Origin of the sequence: Gordonia rhizosphera NBRC 16068 (assembly GCF_000298195.1) — a bacterium.
GTDB classification, from domain to species: Bacteria; Actinomycetota; Actinomycetes; order Mycobacteriales; family Mycobacteriaceae; genus Gordonia; species Gordonia rhizosphera.
Genome location: NZ_BAHC01000217.1, coordinates 15,599 through 41,949, shown reverse-complemented (window position 1 = coordinate 41,949; position 26,351 = coordinate 15,599). Strand labels below are relative to the sequence as shown.

At 67.5% G+C, this 26,351-nt stretch carries 23 protein-coding genes and 1 pseudogene; 9 read left to right on the top strand and 15 right to left on the bottom strand.

What is annotated here, in order from left to right; all coding sequences use genetic code 11:
- Nucleotides 1-475 (bottom strand): annotated as a pseudogene (locus GORHZ_RS26410) (hypothetical protein); the annotation flags it as partial.
- A 436-nt stretch (nucleotides 476-911) separates the two neighbouring features.
- Between GORHZ_RS26410 and GORHZ_RS26405 the strand changes: the two are divergent.
- A complete protein-coding gene (locus GORHZ_RS26405; protein ID WP_006338534.1) occupies nucleotides 912-2,738 on the top strand; it encodes a BCCT family transporter in 1,827 nt (608 codons plus the stop codon).
- Between the two features lie 59 nt (nucleotides 2,739-2,797).
- On the opposite strand, the gene GORHZ_RS26400 is transcribed toward GORHZ_RS26405, so the two are convergent.
- Entirely contained in the window at nucleotides 2,798-4,291 is a 1,494-nt protein-coding gene (locus tag GORHZ_RS26400) for a WS/DGAT/MGAT family O-acyltransferase (protein WP_006338533.1), read from the bottom strand.
- The gene (locus GORHZ_RS26395; protein ID WP_006338531.1) at nucleotides 4,288-5,766 is read right to left on the bottom strand and encodes a WS/DGAT/MGAT family O-acyltransferase; all 1,479 of its coding nucleotides are present in this window, start codon (nucleotides 5,764-5,766) and stop codon (nucleotides 4,288-4,290) included. Before GORHZ_RS26395 ends, GORHZ_RS26400 begins: the two co-directional genes overlap by 4 nt.
- 317 nt (nucleotides 5,767-6,083) lie before the next feature.
- Here GORHZ_RS26395 and GORHZ_RS26390 point away from each other — a divergent pair, with 317 nt between their 5' ends.
- The gene (locus GORHZ_RS26390) at nucleotides 6,084-7,190 is read left to right on the top strand and encodes a polyprenyl synthetase family protein (protein ID WP_245551521.1); all 1,107 of its coding nucleotides are present in this window, start codon (nucleotides 6,084-6,086) and stop codon (nucleotides 7,188-7,190) included.
- Here the strand turns inward: GORHZ_RS26390 and GORHZ_RS26385 are convergent.
- The gene (locus tag GORHZ_RS26385) at nucleotides 7,181-7,558 is read right to left on the bottom strand and encodes a lycopene cyclase domain-containing protein (RefSeq protein ID WP_006338529.1); all 378 of its coding nucleotides are present in this window, start codon (nucleotides 7,556-7,558) and stop codon (nucleotides 7,181-7,183) included. The two genes, GORHZ_RS26390 and GORHZ_RS26385, sit on opposite strands and share 10 nt — an antisense overlap.
- A complete protein-coding gene (locus GORHZ_RS26380; RefSeq protein WP_006338518.1) occupies nucleotides 7,558-7,950 on the bottom strand; it encodes a lycopene cyclase domain-containing protein in 393 nt (130 codons plus the stop codon). The genes GORHZ_RS26385 and GORHZ_RS26380 overlap by 1 nt, the downstream gene beginning before the upstream one ends.
- Nucleotides 7,951-8,049: 99 nt before the next feature.
- Between GORHZ_RS26380 and GORHZ_RS26375 the strand changes: the two genes are divergently transcribed.
- The 4 genes from GORHZ_RS26375 to GORHZ_RS26360 are packed head-to-tail and all read left to right on the top strand — an operon-like array spanning nucleotide 8,050 to nucleotide 12,215.
- A complete protein-coding gene (locus tag GORHZ_RS26375; protein WP_006338516.1) occupies nucleotides 8,050-8,739 on the top strand; it encodes a hypothetical protein in 690 nt (229 codons plus the stop codon).
- Nucleotides 8,739-9,593 (top strand): carotenoid biosynthesis protein, encoded by an 855-nt coding sequence (locus GORHZ_RS26370; RefSeq protein ID WP_006338515.1) that lies wholly within the window; start codon nucleotides 8,739-8,741, stop codon nucleotides 9,591-9,593. The genes GORHZ_RS26375 and GORHZ_RS26370 overlap by 1 nt, the downstream gene beginning before the upstream one ends.
- Nucleotides 9,580-10,725 carry a glycosyltransferase family 2 protein gene (locus GORHZ_RS26365; RefSeq protein WP_040533630.1) on the top strand — a complete coding sequence of 382 codons (1,146 nt, stop codon included), beginning with the start codon at nucleotides 9,580-9,582 and terminating at the stop codon, nucleotides 10,723-10,725. The genes GORHZ_RS26370 and GORHZ_RS26365 overlap by 14 nt, the downstream gene beginning before the upstream one ends.
- Entirely contained in the window at nucleotides 10,722-12,215 is a 1,494-nt protein-coding gene (locus GORHZ_RS26360; RefSeq protein WP_006338513.1) for a phytoene desaturase family protein, read from the top strand. The genes GORHZ_RS26365 and GORHZ_RS26360 overlap by 4 nt, the downstream gene beginning before the upstream one ends.
- A gap of 9 nt (nucleotides 12,216-12,224) precedes the next feature.
- On the opposite strand, the gene crtI is transcribed toward GORHZ_RS26360, so the two are convergent.
- The 4 genes from crtI to GORHZ_RS26340 all read right to left on the bottom strand — a co-directional run bounded on the left by crtI (nucleotide 12,225) and on the right by GORHZ_RS26340 (nucleotide 16,882).
- Nucleotides 12,225-13,874, bottom strand: coding sequence for a phytoene desaturase family protein (gene crtI, locus GORHZ_RS26355; RefSeq protein ID WP_006338512.1), 1,650 nt, complete (start codon nucleotides 13,872-13,874; stop codon nucleotides 12,225-12,227).
- Entirely contained in the window at nucleotides 13,871-14,767 is an 897-nt protein-coding gene (locus tag GORHZ_RS26350; protein ID WP_006338511.1) for a phytoene/squalene synthase family protein, read from the bottom strand. Before GORHZ_RS26350 ends, crtI begins: the two co-directional genes overlap by 4 nt.
- Before the next feature lie 17 nt (nucleotides 14,768-14,784).
- Nucleotides 14,785-15,333, bottom strand: coding sequence for an isopentenyl-diphosphate Delta-isomerase (idi, locus tag GORHZ_RS26345; RefSeq protein ID WP_006338507.1), 549 nt, complete (start codon nucleotides 15,331-15,333; stop codon nucleotides 14,785-14,787).
- A gap of 151 nt (nucleotides 15,334-15,484) precedes the next feature.
- Nucleotides 15,485-16,882: an NAD-dependent epimerase/dehydratase family protein gene (locus tag GORHZ_RS26340; RefSeq protein ID WP_006338503.1), complete on the bottom strand. Its 1,398-nt coding sequence runs from the start codon at nucleotides 16,880-16,882 to the stop codon at nucleotides 15,485-15,487.
- Nucleotides 16,883-17,109: 227 nt separating this feature from the next.
- Between GORHZ_RS26340 and GORHZ_RS26335 the strand changes: the two genes are divergently transcribed.
- Nucleotides 17,110-17,496, top strand: a complete 387-nt coding sequence (locus GORHZ_RS26335; RefSeq protein WP_006338501.1) for a DUF6394 family protein — start codon at nucleotides 17,110-17,112, stop codon at nucleotides 17,494-17,496.
- A gap of 11 nt (nucleotides 17,497-17,507) precedes the next feature.
- The gene (locus tag GORHZ_RS26330) at nucleotides 17,508-19,301 is read left to right on the top strand and encodes a potassium channel family protein (protein WP_006338498.1); all 1,794 of its coding nucleotides are present in this window, start codon (nucleotides 17,508-17,510) and stop codon (nucleotides 19,299-19,301) included.
- A 121-nt stretch (nucleotides 19,302-19,422) separates the two neighbouring features.
- Here GORHZ_RS26330 and GORHZ_RS26325 read toward each other — a convergent pair whose 3' ends face one another.
- Nucleotides 19,423-20,832 carry a GntT/GntP/DsdX family permease gene (locus GORHZ_RS26325; protein WP_006338493.1) on the bottom strand — a complete coding sequence of 470 codons (1,410 nt, stop codon included), beginning with the start codon at nucleotides 20,830-20,832 and terminating at the stop codon, nucleotides 19,423-19,425.
- The gene (locus tag GORHZ_RS26320) at nucleotides 20,829-21,332 is read right to left on the bottom strand and encodes a gluconokinase (RefSeq protein ID WP_006338487.1); all 504 of its coding nucleotides are present in this window, start codon (nucleotides 21,330-21,332) and stop codon (nucleotides 20,829-20,831) included. Before GORHZ_RS26320 ends, GORHZ_RS26325 begins: the two co-directional genes overlap by 4 nt.
- Before the next feature lie 124 nt (nucleotides 21,333-21,456).
- On the opposite strand from GORHZ_RS26320, the gene GORHZ_RS26315 reads away from it, so the two are divergent.
- On the top strand, nucleotides 21,457-22,176 hold the full coding sequence (locus GORHZ_RS26315; RefSeq protein WP_006338486.1) for a FadR/GntR family transcriptional regulator: 720 nt from the start codon (nucleotides 21,457-21,459) through the stop codon (nucleotides 22,174-22,176).
- A 28-nt stretch (nucleotides 22,177-22,204) separates the two neighbouring features.
- Here GORHZ_RS26315 and GORHZ_RS29765 read toward each other — a convergent pair whose 3' ends face one another.
- The 4 genes from GORHZ_RS29765 to GORHZ_RS26295 all read right to left on the bottom strand — a co-directional run bounded on the left by GORHZ_RS29765 (nucleotide 22,205) and on the right by GORHZ_RS26295 (nucleotide 26,324).
- A complete protein-coding gene (locus tag GORHZ_RS29765) occupies nucleotides 22,205-22,600 on the bottom strand; it encodes a nuclear transport factor 2 family protein (protein WP_006338485.1) in 396 nt (131 codons plus the stop codon).
- Nucleotides 22,593-22,898 (bottom strand): hypothetical protein, encoded by a 306-nt coding sequence (locus GORHZ_RS26305; RefSeq protein ID WP_006338483.1) that lies wholly within the window; start codon nucleotides 22,896-22,898, stop codon nucleotides 22,593-22,595. The genes GORHZ_RS29765 and GORHZ_RS26305 overlap by 8 nt, the downstream gene beginning before the upstream one ends.
- Nucleotides 22,899-23,159: 261 nt before the next feature.
- A complete protein-coding gene (locus GORHZ_RS26300; RefSeq protein WP_006338481.1) occupies nucleotides 23,160-24,767 on the bottom strand; it encodes a wax ester/triacylglycerol synthase family O-acyltransferase in 1,608 nt (535 codons plus the stop codon).
- A gap of 33 nt (nucleotides 24,768-24,800) precedes the next feature.
- Nucleotides 24,801-26,324, bottom strand: coding sequence for an acyl-CoA synthetase (locus tag GORHZ_RS26295; protein ID WP_006338479.1), 1,524 nt, complete (start codon nucleotides 26,322-26,324; stop codon nucleotides 24,801-24,803).
- Nucleotides 26,325-26,351 lie beyond the last annotated feature (27 nt).

Here is a 26,351-nt window from a genome sequence, read left to right as displayed (position 1 = left end):
CGGTTCCCGCCAGAAGAACCCGCGCAGCCTGGCCGGCCGGTGTGAGGACCGCGACTATCGCGTCGCCGATCTGGCCGGCGATCAGATAGTTCCACCCCCCGGCGATCGCGCCCGGGATGCCGGCGATGACCGGACCCAGGGCGGCAAGGTTGCCCGCTCCGGCTCTCAGCAGATACCGGAGATTGGCGATCTGGTTCTGGGTGACCTTGATGATGATCGGCGGCGGTTCCGAGACGGCGAGGCGCCCGATGTCGGCCAGGTTGCCTGCGGTGTTCCCGATGAATTCGCCCCAGGTCCGGAAAGGATTGACAAATGCGGTCGAAATGACCTGGGTGGAAACCACTTCCGTCGCCGCAATCGGAGGTGGAGTCGGGGGTGGATTGAGGGGAGCCGTGCTGACACTCCCTGCGTAGAGGGCGCCGGCGGTGAGGGCGGCCATCCCGGTCGTGAGTAAAGGGCTCAGGGCGCGACGCATAGGGATTCCTCGGGCGAGTGACGGTGTGGATGCTCGGTCAGGTCGCCCGGAATGTGCGGCAGCATGTCCGAATTGTCGGCTCAGATCTATCACAGCGTGACCAGACTCTTGGCTCATTCTCAGGAGTCGGTGTAGCGAGTCGACTCGGGTGTGGGACCGAACGGGCTCGTGGATGGTCGGCCCGGGACGGTTACGGCAGCGCAACGACCAACCGCCTTATCCCTGCTCATTCGGCCGACGTGGGCTATGTTCAGTTTTACGACGCCGGACGTACTTCTCGCTCTGTGCGGGCATTCGCCGGCGGCGCGAAGGTGGCGGATGACGATGTCGTCGCCACTCTCGAGGACCGGCAGACGGGCGCCCAACGACCCGAGAAGGCGCTCCCTGCGCTACGCACCGACCTGCGGTGCACACCGGACCGACAAGGGAGCGAAACATGTTCCGCGCGGCATGGAATGAACAACACAAGCCCGTGTTCGTGACCGCCTCGGCGATCATCATCGGGCTGATCATCTTCTCGGTGATCTACTCGCAGAGTGCGGCCGATGCATTCGACAAGCTGAACACGTGGATCACCGACGGCGTCGGCTGGTGGTACATCCTCGTCGCCACGGTATTCGTGGTCTTCGCCGTGTACTGCGCGTTCAGTCGCATCGGCACCATCAAGCTCGGACGCGACGACGAAGAACCGGAATTCGGTGTGCTGTCGTGGTTCGCGATGCTGTTCGCCGCGGGTATGGGCATCGGCCTGGTGTTCTACGGCGTCGCCGAGCCCCTGTCGCACTATGTGAATCCGCCCGAGGCGCTCGGCGTCGCGGCGCAGACCGATGCGGCGGCCAACCAGGCGATGGACATCACGCTGTTCCACTGGGGTCTGCACGCCTGGGCTATCTACGTGGTGGTGGGTCTGGGCCTGGCATACATGACTTTCCGCAAGGGCCGTCCGCTCGCCGTGCGTTGGCTGCTCGAGCCGCTGCTCGGGCGTGAACGTGTGGAGGGGTGGATCGGGCACCTCGTCGATGTCGTCGCGATCGTCGGGACGATGTTCGGCGTGGCGACTTCGCTTGGCTTCGGCATCCAGCAGATTTCCGCGGGTCTGGAGTACCTGGGCTGGATCGAGATCAACAACTGGATCACCGTCGTGCTGATCGCGGCCATCACCGGACTGGCCATCTTCTCCGTCGTCACCGGCGTGACGAAGGGTCTGCGCTGGTTGTCGAACATCAACATGGCCGTCGCGGCGCTTCTCGCGGGCTTCGTGCTCATCCTCGGTTCGACATTGTTCCTGCTCCAGTCGTGGGTACAGAACATGGGCAGCTACATCGCCACGCTGCCGGACTTCATGCTGCGCACCGCACCGTTCTCCGACGACGGCTGGATGGGCGGGTGGACGATCTTCTACTGGGGCTGGTGGATCAGCTGGGCGCCCTTCGTCGGCATGTTCATCGCGCGGATCTCGCGTGGCCGCACCATCCGTGAGTTCATCTCCGGGGTGCTGTTGCTGCCGACGTTCATCAGTGCGATCTGGTTCACCATCTTCGGGGATTCGGCCATCCTCCAGCAGCAGCAGACCGGTGACATGACCGTGCCGGGTGCAGACGGTCAGCCCACCGTCGACGCCAGCACCTCGTTGTTCCAGTTGCTGGACACATTCCCTATCGCGGCAGTGTCCAGCGTGATCGCCATCGTGGTCGTCGTGATGTTCTTCGTGACCTCCTCGGACTCCGGCTCGCTGGTGATCGACATGCTGGCCACCGGCGGCAAGATGGAGACCCCGTGGGTCACCCGCGTGTACTGGGCGGCACTGGAAGGCGTCGCCGCAGGCGTGTTGCTATTGGTCGGTGGCACGAGTTCATTGACCGCGTTGCGGACCATGTCGATCGCCACCGCGGTGCCCTTCTCCATCGTCATGGTGCTGACGGTCTTCTCGCTGCTTCGTGCGTTCCGCAACGACCTGGCGATCCGGCCGCAGTACCTGCATCTGGCACTGGCGGACGGGCAGCGCAGGCCAGGTGAACATCCCCACGAACGGCATGGGCCCCCGATCGCAGCGACGTTCGCGGGGCTACCGGGAGGCGTTGCCGAACATCACGACACACTGCTCGTGGCCGCGCATGAGGTACCGCACCACGCCATCTCCGTTGATCCCGACACCGGCTCCTTCGCGGTCACCAAGGAGATGCGGTGGGAGCAAGCGGACGAGGCCGAGTCGCCGTCGAGCCCCGGCGGCCAGGAGGAGCAGCCGCCGTCCTCGCAGCCCTGAGTCCTATGTGAGTCCTACGGCCCGTCACCCTGGCAGACCTGCCGGGGTGACGGGCGTTTTCACGCGTCGATGCCGAGCGCGTCGGCCAGTTCGTGAAGTTCGGCCTCCATCTCCGGGACCAGCTGCCAGACGTCGGGCACCAGTTCGCGATCGGCGGTGAACCCGAAGTCGAGCCGATCGCCGTAGCTGAGCAACGTGAGACTCAGGCCGACACCGTCGAGGAGCACGTTGACCGGATGCTGGGAGACCACCGGCGCACCGGCGCAGTACAGCGGAGACGCCGACCCGGGGACGTTCGAGATCGTCACGTTGAACGGCGGATTGATCCAGCCCGCGGCGGTCGTCATGGAGATCACCCGCGCGGTGCGCGCGAAGAGTGCCGGCGGCACGGTGTGGTTGGCGTCGCGGAGCAGCTGCGCAGGGATGGCGCGGTGCCGTTCCTTCGCCGACCGCATCACCTCGCCCGCCCGCTTCAGCCGGGCGAGGACATCGGACTCATCGGTCGGGATCGCGACCATGAGCGACGAGATCTGATTGCCGTAGGTGTTGGGTTGCGCGGAATCCTTGGTCCGAACCGACAACGGCACCAACGCGACCAGGGCGGTGTCCAGGTCGTCGCCGCGGGCGGTCATGCGCCGGCGCAGTGCCCCGGCGGACAGCGCCACGACGACATCGTTGACCGTCGTACCCGGATTCGCATCCTTGACGGCCTTGATCAGCGGCAACGAGAGGGAACCGTAGGCGAACCGACGATGCGGCGAGATCTTGCCGCCGAAGGAGACCTTGGGGGCCTGCGCCGCCGCTGGTCGCTCCAGCGTCCGTCCGTCGCGGTTACGCGTGGCGATCCGGGCGGCCCGATCCGCGGCACCCGAGAGCAAGCCGGTTCCGGGCAGACTCCGCATCGTCGGGAGCTGATCGATGTGCCGTAGCGTCGCCGGCAGTGCCTTGATCATGCGGACCGGCTGCATCGGCATCGACAGCACCGCGCGGCCCAGCAACTCCAGGTCGCTGGGGTCGTGGCCGGCACCGCCGCGCGGGACATCGGCGTCGGTGGCCTCGCGCAGCCGCCTGTGCGGGGTCGGTTCGATGATCGCGCTGAGCAACTGGATTCCGGATACGCCGTCGATCGCACTGTGGTGCAACTTGGTCAGCATCGCGACCTGGCCGCCCTCGACGCCGTGGATCAGATGGACCTCCCAGAGGGGACGGGCCCGATCGAGCGGGCGCGAGGCGATCTGGCCGACCGCCTCGGCGAGCTGTTGCGGGGTTCCGGGTGCCGGGAGTGCCACCTCCCAGATGTGCGAGTCGGGATCGAAGGACTCGTCCTCTACGAAAACCGGGTAGTCGAGGCCGAAAGGCACCTCGCGGACCCGCCAGCGGAACGGCGGCAGATTCTCGATCCGGCTCGCGATGTGGTCGCGGATGAGCGCGCCGTCCACTGGGGTGCCGTCGACGGTTGTGCCCTCCAGGATGGTGAGCTGGCAGACATGTGAGTGAGTGCGTCCGTCCTCGACGGCGAGGAACTGGGCGTCGACGCTGCTGAGTCGTCTCATCGGGTGGCTCCCTGAGTGCAGATGGCGGCTTTGGTCTTGTGCATGGATTGCAATTCCTCGCCGAAGGCAACGGCGAGCCCGGGCAGGTCGTCGACGATCTTCCGATCACCGACCAGGCCGATGTGCAGCCGGTCGCGGTAGCTGTACACGGTGATGTTCAGGGCGAGGCTGTCACTGATGGTCGAGACCGGGTACTGCTCGTGGACGGGGTGGCCGGCGAGATAGATCCCGGACCGAGGTCCGGGCACATTCGAGATCAGCACGTTCGCGGCCGGGGCGAAGGCTTCGCTGGACGCCATGCGGGTGACCATGCGCATCGCCGGCCCGAAGACGACCGGCGGAACCAGGTCGTTGGCATCGCGCATCAGTGACGCCGGGACGGTGTCGTTGCGTTGTTTGGCGTCCTGCATTCCCTGGCGGCAACGCTTCAGTCGGAGAAGGGTGCTGGCTTCGTCGGTGGGGAGTTCGGCGATCATCGTGCCGACCTTGTTGCCGTATCGTCCGGATTCCTTGGCGGTGCGCACCGACACCGGCACGGCAGCGACCAGAGGCTGGTCCGGCAGTTCGCCGCGTCCGTCCAGCCAGCGCCGTATGGCACCGGCGCACAAGGCCATCACGACGTCGTTCACGGTGTAGTCGAGGTCGCGGCGGATCTGCGTGATCTCGTCGAGCGGGAGGCTGGTCAGCGCGACGTTGCGATGCGGCGTGATACGGCCGTTGATGTGCAGCCGAGGTGCCGTGATCGACGGTGCCGGGGCGGTCGTACCGGATGCCCTCCCGAGCAGGGAGACGTTACGGAGCATGCTGCCGATCGGACGGATACCGGGAATCGACCGCAACGTGGCCACGTGGTCGAGGTTCGTCAGTGTGCGCCCTGCCGCGCCGATCGCGTTCAGCTGTCGTTGCGGTGTCGCCGCGATGCCACGGGCCAGGAGTTCGAGCTGGCCGGGTGCCCGCTCGGCACGGGGACGGGGTGCCGGCGCGATCGCGCGGCCGGCCGCGGTGTCGTCGAACAGCACGGTCATGATCTCCGCGGCGGACATCCCGTCGACGGCCGCGTGATGCAGTTTGATCAACAGGGCCACTTTGTCACCGACGAGACCGTGGATCAGGTGGATCTCCCACAGGGGGCGGGACCGGTCCATCGGATGGGCCGACAGCCGGGCGACCTGGGACTCCAATGCGGCCTGATCGCCGGGTGCGACGACCGCCAACTCGCGGACATGGAAGTCCAGGTCGACGTCACCGTCTACCCAGTAGGGGTGACCGAGGCCGAACGGAACCTCGGCCAGACGCCACCGCAGTGGCGGCAGCAGGTGCAGCCGTTCGGCGATGAGATCCTGGATGTCGGTGCGGGTCAGTCGGGTTCCGTCAGGGCCGGTCGCCGACAGGATGGAGAGACTCGAGACGTTGGCGGTGCTTCGGCCGTCCTCGGCGGCGAGGAAGAACGCGTCGAGGCTGGTCAGGGAGCGCATGAGACCTTCCGGATCGGTGGGGGAGGGTGGAGGTCACTGTGTGCCGTCTTTCACTGAGATGCGCACTGTGATGTAGATACTGTGCCGGAAGGTACGGAGAAACTCTTGGCATTAGAGGACAGGCCTTTGACTACAGGGGACGATTGTGCGACCCGACACGCCGAGCGGCCCGGAGTGGGCGGCTGAGACCTGATCGGAGGCGCCGATCAGTCAGCATGGTCACCCATCCGAGGTCGTGTCGGCTCCGAACACCGGGTGCACAGGACCCCGCAGCGGGTCGTAACCACGGACTGGTGTGGAGGTCGGCGATGCGTTCGATGGATGTGGGGTCGGATTCCGAGATGGTCGAGTCGCTGGCCCGCGCTCGCGGTGCCGAGGACGTCGGTCTCGTCGACGACATCATCGCGAATCGGCTCGACCGGCACGCGCATGTGCTCACCTCGGTTGGCGACGAGCTGTCGACGGTCGTGGCGGTTCTGCGCGACGCCGCGGCACGCGGAAAACGACTCCGTGCCTCGTTCTGCCTGTGGGGCGCCCGCGGCGCGGCCGACGGAGAGCTCGTCCCAGGGGCGGTCGAGACCGCGGCAGCCATCGAGCTGTTCCACCTGGCCGCTCTGGTCCACGACGACATCATGGACAACAGCGATGCCCGCCGCGGCCTCCCGACGGTGCATCGCAGGTTTGCCGACGAGCACACGCGCGACGGGCGGCACGGCGACCCCGATGGCTTCGGCTCGGCCGTCGCGATCCTGGCCGGGGACATGTGCCTGGCGTGGTCGGACGATCTGCTCGCCACCGCGGTTGTCGACATCGACCGGGATATCCGGCACGCGACCCGGATGATCTGGTCGCAGATGCGCGACGAGGCGTTCGCCGGTCAGTACCTCGACATGCTCAGCCAGACGATCCCGGCCACATCGATCACCCGGGCGCGGACCGTCCTACGGTTCAAGAGCGCGCGCTACACCATCGGCCACCCGCTGGGTATCGGTGGAACCCTGGGAGGTGCCTCTCCCACGCTTGTCGGGCAGTACGACGCCATCGGCCTATCCGCCGGTGAGGCGTTCCAACTCCGCGACGACCTGCTCGGTGTCTTCGGCGATCCCGCGATCACCGGCAAACCGGCGATCGATGACATCAGGGAGGGCAAACGAACTCTGCTGGTGGCACTGGCCGAGAGGAGCGCGAGCCGGACGGAACGTCGCCTGCTGGCGGACTGCCTGGGCAATCCGAACCTGACCGAGGACCAGCTGTCCGCGGTGCGCGAGGTGCTGTCGGCCAGCGGTGCGGTCACCGTGGTAGAGGACCGGATCGCACGCCTCGCCGACGAGGCGTTCGCGACGGTGGACGAACTGGAGGTCGACCGGGTCACCCGACAAGCGCTGACATGCCTGATCGATCGATGTCTGTGGCGTCAGTCGTGACGGCCGGTGGAAGCCCGCACGCCCGAGAGTCGCCGCGCCACGCCGGGGACCGGCCCGGGGCCCGGTTTCGGCTGCACGCCGCGCCGGCCCCACCACACCCACCACATCATCGACTGGGTGACCACGCTGTAGCCGAACAGGAAGTCCTCGATGGGCGCATGGCCGATTCGCCACCCGACGATCGCGGTGTCACCGTAGAGGAACACGCCGCGGGAGGTGAGCCATTCGTTGGTCAGAAACTGGAAGAACAGCACGATCGCGTAGGCGGTCCAGTACGATCTGCGCGTCAGCAGCCGTGTCCGGAGAATCCACAGGTCGGCCGCGACGGTCACGGCGACACCCAGCAGCGAGGCAACGGTGTGTGTCATCAGGAATCGTTCCCCTCGGATGCCGGTGTCTGTGCGGTTGGCTGCCGTGTCCGCGTCGAGTGGTCGGGTTCGTCCCCAACCCGCCAGCCCTTCACACTGCGCACCGCCTCGAGTGTGAGCACGGAGGCGATCGGGACCACGACGAAAAATCCCCACTCCTCCAGCGGGAGTCCGCCGGGCAGCACGACTCCGAGTGTCTGGGTGAGGTCGAAGCTCCAGTGCCCCGCATGTGTGGCCGCGATGTCCCAGGCGACGAAGGGAACCGCCACGCATACGATGGTGAGGACCAATCGGATCGGCTTGGCGTACACCCTGGTGCGCAACGCCACTTCGAGCGGCAGCGTCGTCGCGAGGACGAAGACCAGCATTGCCGCATACGTGAGTTCCCGCATTCCGCCATTGTTGCCGAAAACATCGCCGACGAAAAGGTCGCCACCGAAGAAAATGACTCCGAAAACTACACGGACACAAAATGATTGCGAGACCGGGCGATGACTTCACCGGTCGTTCAGCTGCGCGTATGGGGTGTCGACGACGTCCTGCCCGCGCTACGACGTGTCGCGTTCGGGCGCCGTGGGCTGCGGGGAATGCCCGGACTGCGTTTTGCGAAGCTACTCGGCACAGGGTCGGCGCGCACCTTCACGCTCCGCGACGCCGACCTGCGGCACTGGGCGCTACTGACGGTGTGGGAGGACGACGTGTCGGCGAGAAGCGCAGAGCAGTCAGATTTCCTGCGCGACTGGTGTGCGGCCGCGCGCTCGCAGCTGACGGTGACGATGCGGCCGCTGACATCGCGGGGGTGCTGGTCGGGAACCGAACCCTTCACTCCCGCAAACCATCTCGGGTCGGAGACGTGGTCCGGACCGGTGGCCGCGATCACGCGCGCCCGGCTACGGCCCACCCGGATGATCGCCTTCTGGCGAGCCGTTCCACCGGTGGCGGCGGAGCTCTCCCGGCAGCCGGGGGTGCGTCTTACCCTCGGTATCGGTGAAGCCCCGATCGGCCTGCAAGGAACGTTCTCACTGTGGGATTCGGCGCAGCAGCTCACCGATTTCGCATATCGATCCCCCGAACACGTGGCGGTGATCCGCCGCACGGCGGCGGAACGGTGGTACGCCGAGGAGCTGTTCGCACGGTTCGCGGTGCTCGACGTCGAGGGCAGCTACGAAGGGGCGAGGTGATGAGTTCGATCGAAGGACGCCGGACGTGGGGGAGAGCGCCATCCGGTGTGCGGGCCATTAGGGGCACCCCGCGGCTGCGGGTCGTCGCGGGGGTGCTACTCGGCACGAACATCCTGCTGCAGATGGCCTTTCCGTTCACCGCCGGTGGGACCCTCGCGATGACCACGATCAGTGTGTTCCTGCTCGCCGGTGCGGCGCTCACCGATGCCGCGGCGAGCGTCGGTGTGCGTGCCGCAGTGGCGCTTCTGGCCGTCGCCGGTGGCGGCGGGCTGCTCGCCGAGGCCGTCGGTGTCCGGACCGGATATCCCTTTGGCGGCTACGACTACACCGGAACTCTGGGCGCGGAGGTCATCGGAGTGCCGGTGGTGGTTCCGCTGGCCTGGGTCATGATGTCGTGGCCGGCCCTGGTCGTCGCGCGCCGCCTCGTCGGTGGACGCGCGCGCTGGGCAACGGCGCTGGTCGGCGCCTGGGCGCTGACCTCGTGGGATGTCTTCCTCGATCCCCAGATGGTCGATCTCGGTTACTGGCAATGGGATCGGCCGTCCCCGGCGCTGCCCGGAGTCGAGGGTATCCCGCTCACCAACTTCGCAGGGTGGTTCGTGGTGTCGCTCCTCATGGTCACCATTCTCGACCGTCTGGTACCCCGAGACCCTCGCCCGCCGACCCTGCGGACCGACGCCGTGCCGGTCACGGCATACCTCTGGACCTACTTCTCGTCGGTGATAGCGCACGCGGTGTTCTTCGGTCGACCCCCGGTCGCGCTGGTGGGAGGCGTCGTGATGGGAATCGTCGCGGTGCCGCTGGCGATCTCGGTGTTCCGCGAGGTCCGGGAGGTCCGTGGTGCGCGCGCGTAGTCTCGGGCAGGCCGCGGTGTGGGCGGGAACATGCATCGCGTTCGCCTCCCTCGCGCTGACCATCGACAACGCCCGCCGCATCCGCGTCCCCGACCGCGACGTGATTGCCCAGCCGGAATCCTTGGCGGTTCTGCTGCCCGTGCGCAACGAGATCGACAATGTGCGACCCTGTCTCGCAGCGACACTCGCCGCCGTCGAACGGTGGCCGGGGCCGGTTCGGGTGATCGTGGTCGATGACGAGTCCACCGACGGCACCGGCCGTGCGCTCGCGGAGATCTCGGCCACCGATTCGCGTGTCGAAGTCCTCACCGGTGCCCCCACTCCGGACGGATGGCTCGGAAAGCCCTGGGCCTGTGAGCAGTTGGTCCGGCACGCGGACTCCACCGGGGACCCGCCGGAGGTGTTGGTCTTCGTCGACGCCGATGTCCGTCTGCGGCCACATGCGCTGGTCGCCACCATCGCGCTGATGCGGGCGGCCAACCTGGACCTCGTGTGTCCGTTCCCGCGGCAGGTCCTGGCGGGACCGGCCGAGCGCCTGGTGCAGCCGCTGCTGCAGTGGTCGTGGATGAGTACGCTTCCGCTGGGGCCGGCCGAACGCTCGGCACGCCCGAGTCTGTCGGCGGCCAACGGCCAGCTCCTCGCGGTGGACGCCGCAACCTATCGGGCGGCCGGCGGGCACGCCGCGGTCGCCGGGGAGGTCATCGAGGACATCGCGTTGTTGCGTGCCGTCAAGGCCGCGGGAGGACGGGGCTTGGTGGCAGAGGGGAGCGGAGTCGCGGACTGCCGCATGTACGACGGGTGGCGAGAGATCCGCGCCGGCTACCGCAAGTCGCTGTGGACGGCGTTCGGGTCGACCGGCGGCGCCGCGGCGGTGATGGCGGTGATGGCGCTCGCATATGTGGTCCCACCGATCGCAGCAGTGCGGGGCTCCCGGATCGGTCTGATCGGATACTTCTGCGGCGTCGCCTCCCGGGTGGCGGTCGCTCGACGCACACGCGGGCACGCGTGGCCGGATGCTCTGGCGCACCCGGCGTCGGTGCTGGCGCTCGTCGCACTCACCGCCGATTCGCTGGTCGCACGATGCCGGGGCACTTTGCAGTGGAAGGACCGTTCGCTGGGAGCCCCGGGGTGAGCCGGATCGTCATCGTCGGCGCGGGCGTCGGAGGACTGGCGGCCGCGGTGCGTCTGCAGGCACTGGGACATCGGGTGACCGTGTTCGAGAAATCGGACACCGTCGGAGGCAAGCTGGGCGTGCTCGAACACGACGGCTTCGTCTTCGACACCGGGCCGTCGCTGGTGACCATGCCGCAGGTGTTGGAGGAGTTGTTCGCCGACACGGGTCCTCCGTTGTCGGACTCTCTCACGTTGCGCCGGCTGCCGATCGCCGCCCGCTACCGTTTCCCCGACGGTGCGCAACTGGACATGCCGGGCGACATCACCGAGATTCCCGCGGCGCTCGACGCCGCCCTCGGCAGGGGGCGGGGTGCGCAGTGGTCGCAGTTCCTCACCCGTGCCGAGAGGATCTGGGACGTGACCCATCAGCCGTTCCTGGAATCCCCGATCAGCATGCGGGACATGCTCGTCGGGGCGGTGCTCCGGCCCGCGGACGTCGCGGCCCTCGCGCCATGGCGAACGCTGCGCGCTCTGGGCCGCCACTGCTTCGACGACCCGCGGCTGGTGATGCTGCTCGACCGGTATGCCACCTACACCGGTTCGGACCCGAGACACGCGCCGGGCGCGCTGGCCGCGGTCCCATGGGCCGAGCAGCGCTGGGGATCGTGGTACGTCGAGGGCGGATTGGGAATGATCGCCGTCGCGCTGCGCGACCGTCTCGTCGCTCTCGGCGGCACACTCGCCCTCGGCTGCGAGGTCACCGAAATCTCCACCCGTGCAGACGGACACGTGGACGGGGTGGTGGCTGCCGACGGTTCCCGACACCGCGCCGACATCGTCGTCGCCAATGCCGATGCCGCACAGGTGTACGGACGACTCATCCGCACCACACCGGCGCGGCGCGCGGCGCGCGCACTTCGCCGGACCACGCCGTCCCTGTCGGGTTTCGTGCTGCTGCTCGCCGTCGACGATCCGCCCGCAGGCCAGCCGCACCATCAGATCCTGTTCCCGTCGGACTATGACGCGGAGTTCGACGCGGTCTTCGGTCGCGGAGGTGCGCCCCGGCCCGTCGACGACCCGACCGTGTACATCTGTGCCGCAGACGATCCCGCAGTCGTCCCCGGAGCCGGCACCGCTGCCTGGTTCGTCCTGGTCAATGCTCCGCGCCACGATCCCGGTGGCGGCACCGACTGGGACACAGAGGGTCTCGCCGATCACTACGCCGATCGGATCCTGCAGATCATGGCCGAGCGCGGCGTCGACGTGCGCAACCGGATCCGGCACCGCATCGTGCTCACGCCGGCCGAGTTGTCCCGGCGCACCCTCACCCCGGGCGGCTCCATCTACGGCACGTCGTCGAACGGCCCACGCGCTGCGTTCCTCCGGCCCGCCAACGCCTCCGACGTCCCGGGGCTCTACCTGGTCGGCGGGTCGTCCCATCCGGGTGGTGGTCTGCCACTGGTGATGCTCTCGGCGAGGATCGTCGCCGACCTCATCGGCCCCTCCTGAGCCGACCGATCATCCGGCCGAGGACGGTCCCGGCGAGTGATCCCCGCGCAGGCGTTTGCGGATCAGTTCCGCGCTGATGAGACACATGGGCAGACCGATCCCCGGTCGGGTGGCGCCACCGGCGTAGAACAGGCCCTCCACTTTGCGAGATCGGTTCGTGGCCCGCAGGAATGCGCTCTGCCGCAAGGTGTGTGCAGGGCCGAGTGCGCCGCCTGACCAGGAATTGAGGTCCGTGACGAAGTCACCCGGACCCGTGGTGCGGCGGACGACGACGCGGTCGGCGAGGTCGGGGATGTCGGCCCACTTCGCGACGAGTTCGATCGCGCGATCGGCGGTCTGCTCGACCGACGGGTCGCCCTGTCCGTCGATACCGCCGCGGCCGAGAGCGGGGTCGGGCGGCACCGGCACCAGGATGAAGAGGTTCTCGTGGCCCTCGGGTGCCACCGAGGAGTCGGTCGCGGACGGGCGACACACATAGAGTGAGGCGGGGTCCGGTATCGCGGTCGGGGTTTCGAAGATGGCGTCGAAATTGGACTTCCAGTCCGCGGTGAAGAACAGCGAGTGGTGCCCGAGCTCGGGCAGCGCGCCACGAACGCCGAGGAAGACGAGCACCGCACCCGGCCCGGAGACCCTGCGATCCCACCATCGCTGCGGGAAGGTCTGCAGCGCCGGTGATAGCAGTCGTGTTTCGATGTGGTGCAGGTCTGCGGCCCCGATCACCACGTCCGCGTCGATCGTGCGCTCGGAACCATCGACTGTGCGCTGGGACGCGTCGATCGTGCGCTGGGACGCGTCGATCGTGCGCTGGGATGCGTCGACTGTGCGCACGCGGACCCCGGTGACCTCGTGGCGCCGCCGCGAGAGCTTCCGCCCGAGGTGCGGCCGGGTGAGGATCGCGGTGGCCTCCGACGAGGTGTGCAGACGTGCCCCGTGCTGTTCGGCCAGCCGCACGAGGGCGTCGACCAGCCGGCTGAAGCCGCCGTCGGGGTAGCGCACCCCGTCCTCGAGGTCCAGCCAGCTCATGAGGTGGTACATCGCGGGTGCGCGTTCCGGGGAGGAACCGAGGAACACCGCCGGATAGCCGAGGATCTGGCGCAGCCGGCGGTCGGTGAAGCGGGCGGCGACGAACCCCTCCAGACTCTGGCCGAGCAGTACCGCCAGCGTCCGGGCATGCCTGATGACCTCCGGGCTGAGGAATGCTGCGGGTTGGTCGAAATTCGTGTACAGAAAGCGTTCGACCGCGATGGCGTAGGCCTCGCGTGCCGAATCGAGGTAGGACCGCAGTGCCGCCCCCGCACCTGGTTCGATGGCGTCGAACATCGCACGGTTGGGTTCGGCGCCGCCGCGCACGTCGACGCTGTCGGGATGATCCTCGAAGAACACCCGGTAACCGGGATCGAGGTGAACGAGGTCGATCTGCGCGTCGGTCGAGGTGCCCAACAGACCGAAGAAGTGGTCGAACACCTGAGGCATCAACCACCACGACGGTCCCGTGTCGAATCGGAACCCGTCGCGCTCCCACGAACCGGCGCGCCCACCGAGGTCGGCATTCTTCTCCACGAGGTCGACGGTGTGACCGTCGGCGGCGAGCAGCGCCGCGGTGGCGAGTCCGGCGACACCGCCGCCGATCACGACCACGCGTTTCGGACTCGGGTTCACGCGGGTGTTCCTTCCGACGGGAGCGTTCGGGGGCAACCGCGGCGCCACGCGGCGGCCGCCGCGATGCGGGCCTTGACCGGTGTGGGCACCCGGACGCGATTATCGGCGGCGTGCGCCGCCGGTGTGGCGCGCAACCGTGTCGACAGTTCGGCGAACAGGTCGTGGGCGGTGCAGACCGCGATCCGGCTGCCGCGCGGGAGCCGAGGGATCGTCTCGGCCGCGGCGGCGAGGTCCTTGTCGATGTCGTCGAGCCATCGGACCCAGGCCGCCTCGGAGGGATTCTTCGGGTCGAGTCCGGTGAGGTATCGCCGGCCCAGATCACCGCAGTCGACACCGAAGTCGCGGAGGAAGTTGACCTTCTGGAAGGCCGCCCCGAGATGGCGGGCCCCCACGGCCAGCTCGTCGTAACGGGTGTCGCGGTCGGGTTCGGCGGCGAGGAAGGCGCGCAGGCACATCAGTCCGACGACCTCGGCGGAACCGTAGATATAGGTCGCCAGGCTGGCGTCGTCGTGGTCCGTGCGGTCGATATCGGTGCGCATCGAGGCGAAGAACGGCCTGGTCAACGACGTGTCGATGCCGGTGCGCCGGGCGGTTCGGACGAAGGCATGGACCACGAGGTTGGTGCTCGATCCGCGGTCGAGGGCGTCGTGCGTCTCGGTCTCCAACTCGTCGAGCGCGACACGCCGGGCCCGACCATCCTGGTCGGGCCGCGGGGCGTCGACGATCTCGTCGGCCACTCGGACCAGGGCATAGATGTTGCGTACGTCGGTGCGGATCGAATCGGCCAGCAGTCGCGAGGCCAGGCCGAACGACGACGAGTAGGAAGTGATCACCAGCGCAGCGCTGGCCTCGGCGACCCGGTCGTAGCGCTCGTACGGTGCTGCGAGGTCCATACCCCTCCCACGGCGCTTCACAGTGCTGCCCTCCGGGGATAGGCGTCGGCCGCCGGACCCAGGGCGTGCACCTGTTCGACGAACCACGGACTGAGCAGCCAGGGGGTGCGGTGGGCGATCGCCCAGATGTCGTCCACCGACGCCCAGGCGCACTCCATCACCTCGTCCGGGTTCGGTTCGACGTGTCCGAGTGGCCTGGCCAGGAACACCGGACAGATCTCGTTCTCGACCACACCGCCGGCATCGACTGCCCGGTACCGGAAGTCCGGCAGGATGGGCCGGACGTCGTCCACGTCGACGCCCAACTCCCGCCGCGAGTAGCGATGCAGCGCGTTCTCGGCGGTTTCTCCCGGTCGGGGGTGCCCGCAGAACGAGTTGGTCCACACCCCGGGCCATGTCTTCTTGCCGAGCGCCCGTCTCGTGATCAACAGTCGCCCGTTCTCGTCGACGAGGTGGCATGAGAACGCATAATGCAGTGGCGTGTCGGGCCCGTGCACCGCTACGCGGTCCGCGGTGCCGCAGGCATTGCCGTCGTCGTCGACGAGTACCACCAGGTCCTGGTCCATCGTCAGCTCGCTCCATCCTCGGTCGGGACGTGGTTGATCTTCTCCGGAATTCACCAGGTCTTCGTTGCCGACGCCAACTCGGATGGGACGGATCGGTTCATCGCGAGTATCGAGGCAACTTCGGGCCTCCGTGCCCAGGATTCCGCCAGGTCTACGACTCTGCCAGGTTCCGACCGAAGGCGTGCATCACCCAGAGGTGGAAGGGTGCCTGCGTCACCCGGTATATGGGCCAGGGCAGCGCGGGGACGAAGGCGTGGACGGCGGCCAGCACCTCCGGGCCGGTGTGAAGGCGACGAAACTCGAAACGGCCGGGGGGGTCGACCCGCGCCGCCAATGCCCCTCCCGTGATGTGGAAGAGTTCGCGTCCGTTGTCGCTGCGCTCGGTGTTGCGTGTCAGCTCCAGCATGGACAGGGGTGGCCCGAAGGGACGCACCAGCCCGATGTCGAGCGAGCCATCGGTGAGGGCTGTGACGCGCAGCCACGGCCGCAGGAACACCACGATCCACTGGGCGTAGCGTCGCGCGACCTCGGCCGCCCCTTCGTCGTGGGCGAGGCGCATGCGCTGCACACTGCAGACACGGCTGGGTCCGGGAGAGCGTGCCGACTTGCGCATCTCCGACAGCCGTGAGCCCTCGCGGCCGCGCTCGTGTGCCGCGCGTTCGGCACGCACTGCCTCGTCGAGCGCCTCGGCGATCGGTGTCGGTGTCAGTCGGTAGCGCTCGAACAGTCGGTGGTCGTGCGCGAGCATCGGATGGCGCAGGCTTTCGACCAGCGGCGCGGCCAACTGCCGGGGCGCTCCGGTCACGAGCCGCAACCACAGCAGGCTGAGGTGGACGGAGAAGAACGACACCGGCAGGAAACGTCGTCGCAGGCCGAGCTCACGGGCCGTCAACCCCATCAGGTCGACCCAGGTCACACGGTCCGGTCCACCCGCGTCGTAGGCACCCGCGGGCAGGTCGTCGTCGAGGATGCTGCGCGCGAGCAACTCGACCACGTCGCGCAGGGCCACCGGCTGCGCCATGGTGCGCGTCCAGCGTGGGCAGATCATCACCGGCAGGCGCTGCACCAGCCGTTCCATCATGTCGAACGATGACCCTCCGGGCCCCACCACCAGCCCCGCCCGCAGCGCCACCACCGGCACCGAGTGGGAGGCCAGCACGCGCTCCACCTCCAGTCGGCTCTCCAGGTGGGGGGACAGGTCGGTCTCACCTTCGGGCACGATCCCGCCCAGGTAGACGATGCGTCGCACACCGGCCGTGCGGGCCGCCCGCGCAAAATTGTCGGCCAGGAATAGGTCGAGGTCGGCGAAACTACCCTGGGTCAGGCGCGCTTGCGGAAGCATCGAGTGCACGAGGTAGACCGCCACGTCGGCGCCCTCGAGAGCCTCCTCGGTCTCGCGCAGCGAGAACAGGTCGCAGGCGCGGAAATCGATGCCGTCGTCGCGCGGACGGTGCGAACGCGACAGCCCGACCAGCTCACAGTCGCCGCGTAGCCGCTCGACCAGATGACGTCCCACGAAGCCGGTCGCACCGGCGATGGTCACTCTCATGTGGCGCCCGGCTTTCTGGCGAGGCCGCGCGTGCGCGCGTTGGTTTCCGACAAATAGGGCGACACGCGGCCAGCCTACTGGCGGCATCGACCTGGTGCTCCCACCAGCGCAGAACCACTCCGCAGGCCGGGACACGTCGATGATCACGTGGTGCACCAACTTCCCGGTCCACTGAGGGAAACTAGCGAGGGCCAGGGTGCGATGGGGCCGATGCGTGGGAGGTGTGGATGAACCTCGAGAAGGTCGTCTTCGGCTTCTTCGTGCTGCTGGCCGCCACATTGAATTTCGGGTTCTTCCTCGGTGACCTCGACGACCCGCAGGTACACAACGTCTACGAGCTGTACGCCGCGGTGGTGATCAATCTCATTGCGACAGTGCTCAAATTCGGTGACCGTACCCAGATCGGGGCGGTGCACCTGGCGACCAGTCTGGTCGCCGACCTGCAGCTCATCGCCGCGGCGCTGGTGTGGGGTTACGCCACCTACGTCTCGAGCGACGGCGTGACACCGGAGGCGATGTCGAGTGTGGTGTCGCTGTCCGGCGGTGCGCTGCTGGCCAACATCGTCTCGGTGGTGCTGCTCGTCGTCGAGACCATGTCGTTCCGCCGTCGGTAGCGGGTGCGCTGGTGGCCAACCCGTTGCTCGCCTTCTGGCACCACCTGCTGGGCGCCGACGATCGGGGAGCCGGCCTGCATCCCCGCCGCGTGCCTCGGGCCTCGTCCACACAAGCGTCGGAGACCATCTTCCTGGTGCTGCGCCGGATGCGGGCGCCGCTGATATTGCTGATCTCGATCTTCGCGATCAGCGTGCTGGGACTGACGCTGATCCCCGGTCAGGACGCAGCGGGCCGGCCATCGCGGATGGGCTTCTTCGACGCGTTCTACTTCATGAGCTACACGGCCTCGACGATCGGATTCGGCGAGATCCCCAACTCGTTCACCTACGGGCAGCGGATGTGGGTGACGATCACGATCTACCTGACGGTCATCGGCTGGGCATACGCGATCGGGTCGTTGTTCGCGATGGTGCAGGACCGTGCCTTCCGGCAGGCGTTGGCCCTCCAGCAGTTCCGCCGCAAGGTATCCCGGCTGCAGGAACCGTTCCTGTTGATCGTGGGATACGGGCAGACCGGGGAGTTGCTCGGCCACGCGTTCGACGAGCTGGGGCGGCGTCTCGTCGTCATCGACATCTCCGGAGACCGGATCGACGACCTCCAGCTGGGCTCGTATCGAGCCGACGTGCCAGGCCTCGTCGCGGACGCACGTGACCCTGGTCATCTCGTCATCGCCGGCCTCGGGCATCCGTCCTGCGAAGCGGTTGTCGCTCTCACCGACGACGACGAGGCGAACCTCGCGGTGACGATGACCGCGGCCCTGTTGCGCCCCGACTTGCCGATGGTGGCTCGGACCAGCTCGTCGACGACGGCCGAGCGGATGCGGGCCTTTGGGGCCCCGCTGGTGGTCAATCCCTACGACGTGTTCGGCGACCACCTGCGACTCGCGTTGCGTGCGCCCTCCTCCTATCGGCTGCTGACCTGGCTGGAGAGCGGGCCGGGGGCGGAGATGCCCGCGCTCGGTCAACCGCCGGGATCGGGCACGTGGGTCGTGTGCGGTTCCGGATCGGTCGTGTCGGAGCTGACCTCGGATATGCGGGCCGAGGGCCTCGACGTCGCGATCGTCGAGCCGGGCGCCGCCATCGGCGATGCCGCGGAACCGGCAGCGCTGGGGGAGACGGACCTGCGACACGCCATCGGTTTCGTCGCCGGCACGGACAACGACACGACCAACCTCTCGCTGGTGGCCGCGGCACGGCAGGCGAATCCGAGTCTGTTCATCGCTGCCCGGCAGAATCGCCCTGCCAACAACCCTCTGTTCGCCGCGATGTCGCCCGACGCACTGCTCGTGCCCACCGACGTGGTGGCCCATGAGGCATATGCGCTGCTCAGTACCCCGTTGCTGCGACGGTTCCTGTCGGAGATGCCCGACCGGGGCGACGAGTGGGCCGCCGGCATGATCGACCGGCTGAGCAGGCTGGGAGGACGACACCTGCCGATGCTGTGGAAGGTCGCGCTCACCGCGGGGGAGGCACCCGCTGTTCAGTCCTGGCTGGCGTCGGGTCGGGCGCGACTCGGTGATCTCATTCGGGAGCCCACCGAGCGGGCCGAACAGATATCCGTTGCGGTATTGCTGGTACTGCGCGGTGACGAGTGCACTCTCGCTCCCGACGACGACTTCGTCCTCGCCGCCGACGACGAGATTCTGTTCGCGGGCCGTCCCACCGCCCATCGGGCGCTGGAGAGCACCCTGCTCTTGGATACCGTCGGGGAGTATGTGGTCTCGGGTAGACAGGTGCCGTCGAGTTGGATCTGGCGTCGGCTCGCGCGCGATTCGAGCCGACGCGACGTCAACTTGCCGGGGTGATGGGCCCAACAGAAAGCCCCGGTCAAGTCGACTTGACCGGGGCTTTCCCGATGTCCTCGGTGACTCGGGCCGTGGGCATCACATCCGCTGATACCGCGGTTGGCTGCCTGCGAGCCAAGCCTCAGATGACCAGTCCCAACGCCAGCACCACGATCAGTCCGGTTACCGACAGCAGGGTCTCCATCAATGACCACGTCTTGAAGGTCTGACCGACGGTCATCCCGAAGTACTCCTTCACGAGCCAGAAGCCCGCGTCGTTGACATGCGAGAAGAAGACCGAGCCCGCACCGATGGCCAGGACGACCAGCGACACCTCTCCAGAACTCAACCCGTCGACGAGGCCGAGCATCAGCGACGACGCGGTGATCGTCGCGACCGTCGCCGATCCCGTCGCCAGCCGGATGAGAACGGCGAGAACCCAGGCGAGCAGGAGGACCGAGATGTTCGCATTCTTCGCCCAATCTGCCAACAACGTGCCGATGCCCGTGTCGACGAGGACCTGCTTGAACCCGCCACCGGCCGCGACGATGAGAAGGATCCCGGCGATCGTGGGGAGCGCTGCGCCGGTGCATGTGGAGATCGTCTCGCGGTTCATCCCGGATCCCCGTCCGAGGGTGAACATCGCGACGACCACGGCGATCAGCAGGGCGACGACGGGGGTACCCAGAACGCCGAGCACCTGCCGCACCAGCGTGTTCTCGTCCTCGACGAAAATCTCCGCCAGCGCCTTGCCGAGCATCAGTGCGACCGGCAGGAGAACGGTGAACATGGTGATCGCGAAACTGGGCCGCCGCGTCGTGGGGCCGTCCTCCGGATTCGCGTCGAAGGTGTGGGGAATGGGTACCGTCACGCATCGGCCGGCGAGCTTGCCGAACAGCGGTCCGGACACGATGATCGTCGGAATCGCGACGACCACGCCGAGTGCCAGGGTCGTGCCGAGATCGGCCCCCAGCGCGTCGATGGCGACGAGCGGTCCCGGGTGCGGCGGCACGAAACCGTGCATCGCGGAGAGACCGGCGAGCGCCGGAATACCGATCGGGATGAGCCCCAGCCCTGAGCGTCTGGCCACCAGGTAGATCACCGGCATCAACAGCACCAGCCCGATCTCGAAGAACATGGGCAAGCCGATGATCGCACCGACGAGCGCCATCGCCCAGGGCAGCATCCGTGGGGATGCGTGGCCGACGATGGTGTCGACGATCTCGTCCGCACCACCCGAATCGGCGAGCAACTTGGCGAACATGGCGCCGAGTGCGATGAGGATACCGACGCCCGCAGCCGTCGCACCGAAACCGGTGGTGAACGAGTCGAGAACGGTCGGGACGGACTCACCCGCGACGATGCCGACGGTGGCCCCACCGCCGATCAGCGCCAGGAACGGATGCACCTTGGCGATCGTGATCGCCACCACGATGACGGCGATACCGGCGAGTGCGGCGAGGACCAGTTGCCAGCCCCCGGCAATGGGCTCGGGCAGATCGGTGCCTGCCGCGAGGAGTGTCAGGCCCGAGGTGGGCAGCGCGGTGGTCACTTCTCGCCCCCCTTCTCGTAGGCGGCGAACGATTCCGCGACGATCGCGTCGACACTCTGGTCGACGTCCACGACCTGGCCCCGTTCATCGGAGCCGAGCGGCTCCAGGGTGTCGAACTGGGACTCGAGCAGCGCGGCGGGCATGAAATGCCCTGGCCGGGAGGCTTGGCGATGGGCGATGACCTTGATCGGGCCATCGAGGTGCACGAAGAACACGTCGGGGGCGAGAGCCCTCAGACGATCTCGGTAGGAGCGCTTGAGGGCCGAACAACTCATCACGCCACCGTCGGGGTGATCGGCCAGCCACTGCCCGATCGCGTCCAGCCACGGCCGGCGGTCATCGTCGTCGAGCGGATGCCCTCCCGACATCTTGGCGATGTTCGCTTCCGAGTGAAATACATCCGCATCCGCGAACGGGACCCGCAAACGCTGGGCCAAGGCTGCGCCCACGGTCGACTTTCCCGACCCGGATACGCCCATCACGACCACTGGTGACCGCATCTGCACTCCTCTCATGTTTGTGCTTGTGGTCACAGAGCGTGCCTCAAAAGTATGACTATTGCAAGAAGGAAATCTAAAACGTACGCATATTCGACATTCGGCTCGGGAATGAGAAGATGAATCCGTGAGTCACGACACACCAGGAGTGGGCGCGCGGCACGACGAGATCCTCACGACGATCGGACAGCGCATCGTGTCCGGCGAGTTGCCCACCGGCGGGGTGATCACGCTGGACGGGATCTGCGCCGAGCACGACGTCTCCCGCACGGTGGCCCGTGAGGTGATCCGGGTGCTCGAGTCGATGGGTCTGGTGGCATCGCGGCGACGAGTGGGCATCACCATCCAGCCGCGAACGGAGTGGAGTGTGTTCGACCCGCGCCTGATCCGTTGGCGGCTCGACGGTGCCGAGCGGAACGAGTTTCTGCAGACCCTCTCCGAACTGCGACGCGGCTTCGAACCCGTGGCGGCAGCGCTCGCCGCGGAACGGGCGGACGAGCATCAGTGCCGCACACTAGCCGCAGCGGTGTCGGACATGGCCGTCCATGGACGTAGCGGCGACCTGGAGTCATATCTTGCCGCCGACAAGGTCTTTCATCGCACCTTGCTCGAGGCGAGCGGCAACGAGATGTTCCGCTCGCTGGCCGACGTCGTCTACGAAGTACTCGCCGGGCGTACTCACCACGGCATGATGCCGACGACCCCCAACCCACACGCCATCGCGCTCCACGACGACGTCGCGCGGGCCGTCCGTCTCGGCGATCCCGTCGCCGCGGAGGCGGCGATGGGATCGATCATTCACGAGGCGGCGGCGGCCGTCTCCGACGACGACGCACCCGCCTCATGAGCTGGTGTGATAGCAGGAAATTGCGTCACTAGGGGAGCGTGAACGGCTCGTAGCAGTCGTAGGTGTCGTGCGTGATTACCAGGCCGTCGGTGACGGTGACGAATCCGGCCATGTGGGCGACGATCTCGGCATCGCCGATCCGTCCCCGCCAGACCGAGCGCACCGCGGCGCGGTCGTCGGAGGCGAGTACCTCCTCGATCGCGATACTCTGCGCTGCCAGGCGTTGCTTGCCGGCCAGGAAACCGGACACCGTCTCCTCGAGGTTTCGGACGTGGCCCTGCGGGGCGATCGGGTTGGGAAGCTCGGTGAACACGGCATCCGGGTGCAGGATGGCGCGCAGATCATCCTCTGTCGAGGAGAGGTCGCCGACGATGGCGAAGTAGCGACGGACGATTTCCCCTGTGGTGTTGACTGATTCAGCCATCGGGCCATTGTACTGACGTGGGTTCGGGCTGAACGCTTCGTGATTCGACGTGGTAGCGCCTATCGCCGAGCGGATCGTTCTCCAGGGCCGGGCCGCGAGACCCGAGACCGGAACGGCTGTCGAGATGGACGGGTTGCGCGAGCCGGTCGGCCACCACCAACCAGGCCGCCACGTTGGATGCCTTGCCCAGGTGCGACGACAGGATCTCGACGTTCTCGGCGCCCGCACCGGCCGCCGGCACACAGTCGGCCGGCGCGAAGATGTGGTCGAACCGCGACCACAGTGCTGTCGTGGGCACCGAGAGTGTCCCGCGCGCCTGTTGATGGTCGTCGGAGTACCAGCGGTGCGTCAGCGGGGTGCCGAGGGTGATGACCTGACGAACCAGTTCGGGTCGATCCAGCGCGGCCTCCGCCCAGGCCCGGCACCACGAGCACCGGGTGCTGCGCGCCGCGGCGCGGCACCGTCACCAGGGCGGGCAGGCTCGCGGTGACCAGCCCGACCTCCGCGATCGTGCGTGGGGGTTCGACGAACCCCCAGGTCGCGCGGCGTATCCACCGGTTCACCGGCTCACTGTAATCTTTTCGGCGACAACATCATTCACTGTTTCATTTGTCTTCGGAGCACCGCTTTCCGGTGTCACGGGAGCCGTGTCGAGATGCGTCGTTGCGTACTGGGCGTCGACGGCGGCCTCGAGTTCGGCCAGGGCGTCGTTCATGTAGTCCACCAGCGGCCACAGGTCGCCGACCAGCTCCGGTGCACCGATGAAACCGAAGCAGATCTTGTCGACGTAGCTCTGCAGGGTGATGTTGAGGCCACCGCCGATCGACAGAAACGACGCGGGCCAGTAGCCGAGCACCCGTACCCCGTTCATCGTCGCGGGCTTCGACGGGCCACGCACGTTGGACACCACGAGATTCCACGGAGCGCGAGAGTAATTCTCCGGCAGTCGAATCCACAGCTTGGTCATCCAGCTGAGCAGATCCTTCGGCAGGAAGTTGCTGGCCTCGCGGATCAAATGGGTGGGCAGACCGTCGAAGGAGTTCTTCGCCCTGGTCAGATCCCGGGTGACCACCCGCACGCGCTCGATCGGATCATCGAGTTGCGTCGGGAAGTCGCTGAACATCATGTGTACGTGATTCGACCACGGCACCTCGATGTCCTCGTGCCGCAACGACACCGGCACGCAGACACACAACGGCTCGTCCGGGCTGCCGCCGTGCTCCTCGAGGTAGCGCCGCACCGCGCCGGCGCAGATCGCGACGACCGTGTTGTTGAGGGTGGCGCCCATCCGCTTGCCGACCGCCTTGACCCGCGCCAGCTCCATCTCGGAGAACACGAAGTGCCGGGAGCTCGACGCCCGTGCGTTGAACCGGGTGCGCGGCGGGAACCAGGTCTCGAGATACGGCTGGACCTCGTCGGCACCACGACGACGACGGAAGAAATTGACCGCCGAGGTACCCACGCGACCCGGCGCCCCGGGCAGCACCCTGGTGACCAGACCGGGCACCGTGGTCAGGCCGTCCTCGGGATAGCGCGTGACCACCCACTTGCCGAACCGATAGGTCAGCCGGGTCATGGTCAGCGGACGCTTCAGGATCCCGGTCACCGCGCGGACCGCCATTTCCGCCTCTCCGAAGAGCGGTTCGGGCAGTGGTGCCGTGCGCGTCCGGTCGATTTCCATCGGCTCGGTCGGCTCGTCGGAGAACAGATCCCAGATGCGCGGCATCGTCGAACCGTCGACCATCCCGTGATGGATACGGAGCAGCATCGCGACGCTGCCGTCCGCGAGGCCGGTGATGATCCACAGGTCCCAGAGCGGACGGTCGGAGCGCAGCGGGAAACCCATGATGCGCGAGACCTCCTCGGCGAGGGCCGCGTCGTCGGCCGGTGCGGGGAGTTCGACGGTCCGGAGATGATCGTCGATGTCGATGCGGCCGGGGTCGGCGAGGTAGCCGTAGTCGAGGCCGAGCGGTACGTTGCGGACCACCTTGGTCATCGGCGGGATGAACGGCAGCCGCTCGGCCAGGCGCTTGCGCATGAAGGCCTCGTCGGGGCCGATTTGTCCGTCGGCGGGCGGTTCGAAGCGGACCAGCCCGCCGAGCACGGAGTTGGTGGTCTGGGTGTCGAGGGAGAAGAACATCTGGTCGAGACCGGTGAGCTGCTGCATGGAATTTCCCTGTCGTTGTGCGGGTTTGGCGAGTCAGATGGCGTGGATCGATTCCGTCAGCCGGAACTTCTGCACCTTGCCGGACGCATTGCGGGGCAGTTCGTCGGACAGGATCAGGCGGTTGGGCAGCTTGTATCGGGCCAGTGATCGGGAGCAGTGGTCGCGCAGCTGCTCGAGTGTGAGATCGGCGTCGGGGCGCAGGACGACCACGGCGGTCACGGCCTCACCCCATCGCTCGTCCGGCACGCCGATCACCGCCACGTCGGCGACCGCCGGGTGGGTGTAGACGGCGTTCTCCACCTCGGCCGGTGACACGTTCTCACCGCCGGTGATGACCATGTCCTTGACACGGTCGACGATGGCGTAGAAGCCCTCCGCGTCACGCACGCCGATGTCGCCGGTGTGGAACCATCCGTCCGCGTCGTGCGCCTCCGCGGTGGCGTCCGGACGGTTCCAGTACCCGGGCGAGACGTTGGGGCCGCGCAGACAGACCTCCCCGCGGACACCGGACTCGGTGATCACGGTGCCGTCGTCGGTGCGCAACTGTACCTCGACGAAGAGCGGCGGACGGCCGGCCGATCCGATGCGGCTCAGGGCATGTTCGGCGGTCAGGAAGATCGCCGCCGGCGACGTCTCGGTGAGGCCGTAGCCCTGAAGCACCCCGATCCCGCGGTCGGCGTACCGCCGGAGGAGCGCCTCCGGTACCGGAGCCCCGCCGCAGATGACGACCCGCAGCGACGAGAGGTCGCGACCGGCGAAATCCGGCCGCGCACAGATCGCGTTGAGCATCGCCGGCACGACGAACATCGTGGTGATCGACGAGCGTTCGACCTCGTCGAGCACCGCCGACGCGTCGAACGATCGATGGATGCGCACCTCGCCGCCCTTGAACAGCGTGGTGAAGACGGTGACGTTGAGTCCGGCGATGTGGAACATCGGAGCGACGACGAGCGTCACGTCGTCCTCGCGGACGTCGTAGAGGTGTTCGAGATTGATGTTGTTCCAGAACAGGTTTCCGTTGGTCAGGATGACGCCCTTGGGGCGTCCGGTGGTGCCCGAGGTGTACATCAGGATCGCCGCGTCGTCCTCCTCGGCGGTCCGTGCCGGAGCTTGCGCGGCGACCAAAAGCTCGGCCATGCAGGTCCAGCCGACGGCGTCGGTGCCGTCGACACAAACCCGGGTCGCCGAACGGGAGTCGATGGCATCGAGGACCGGGCGGTGGGCGCTGTCGGCGACGATCGCCGCCGGCTCGGAGTCGGCCAGGATGAAGTCGATCTCCGGAGCGGCGAGCCGAAAGTTGAGCGGCAGGAAGACGGCACCCAACCGGTTGGCGGCCAGGAAGGTCTCGATCAGCGCGGGCTGATTGGCGCCGAGGAAGGCCACCCGGTCTCCCGCCCCGACGCCGGCCGCCGCCAGGCCTCCGGCCAGTCGCTCGACCCGATCGAGCAGTGCGGCGTAGGTGACCGTGATGCCTTCGAAGGTGAGTGCGCGGCGGTGCGGCGATCGGTCGGCTCGCGCGGCGAACCATGCGCTGATGCTGACGTCGGGGCGAGACATGAAGAGCTCCTTGGTTTCTCGTTGCAG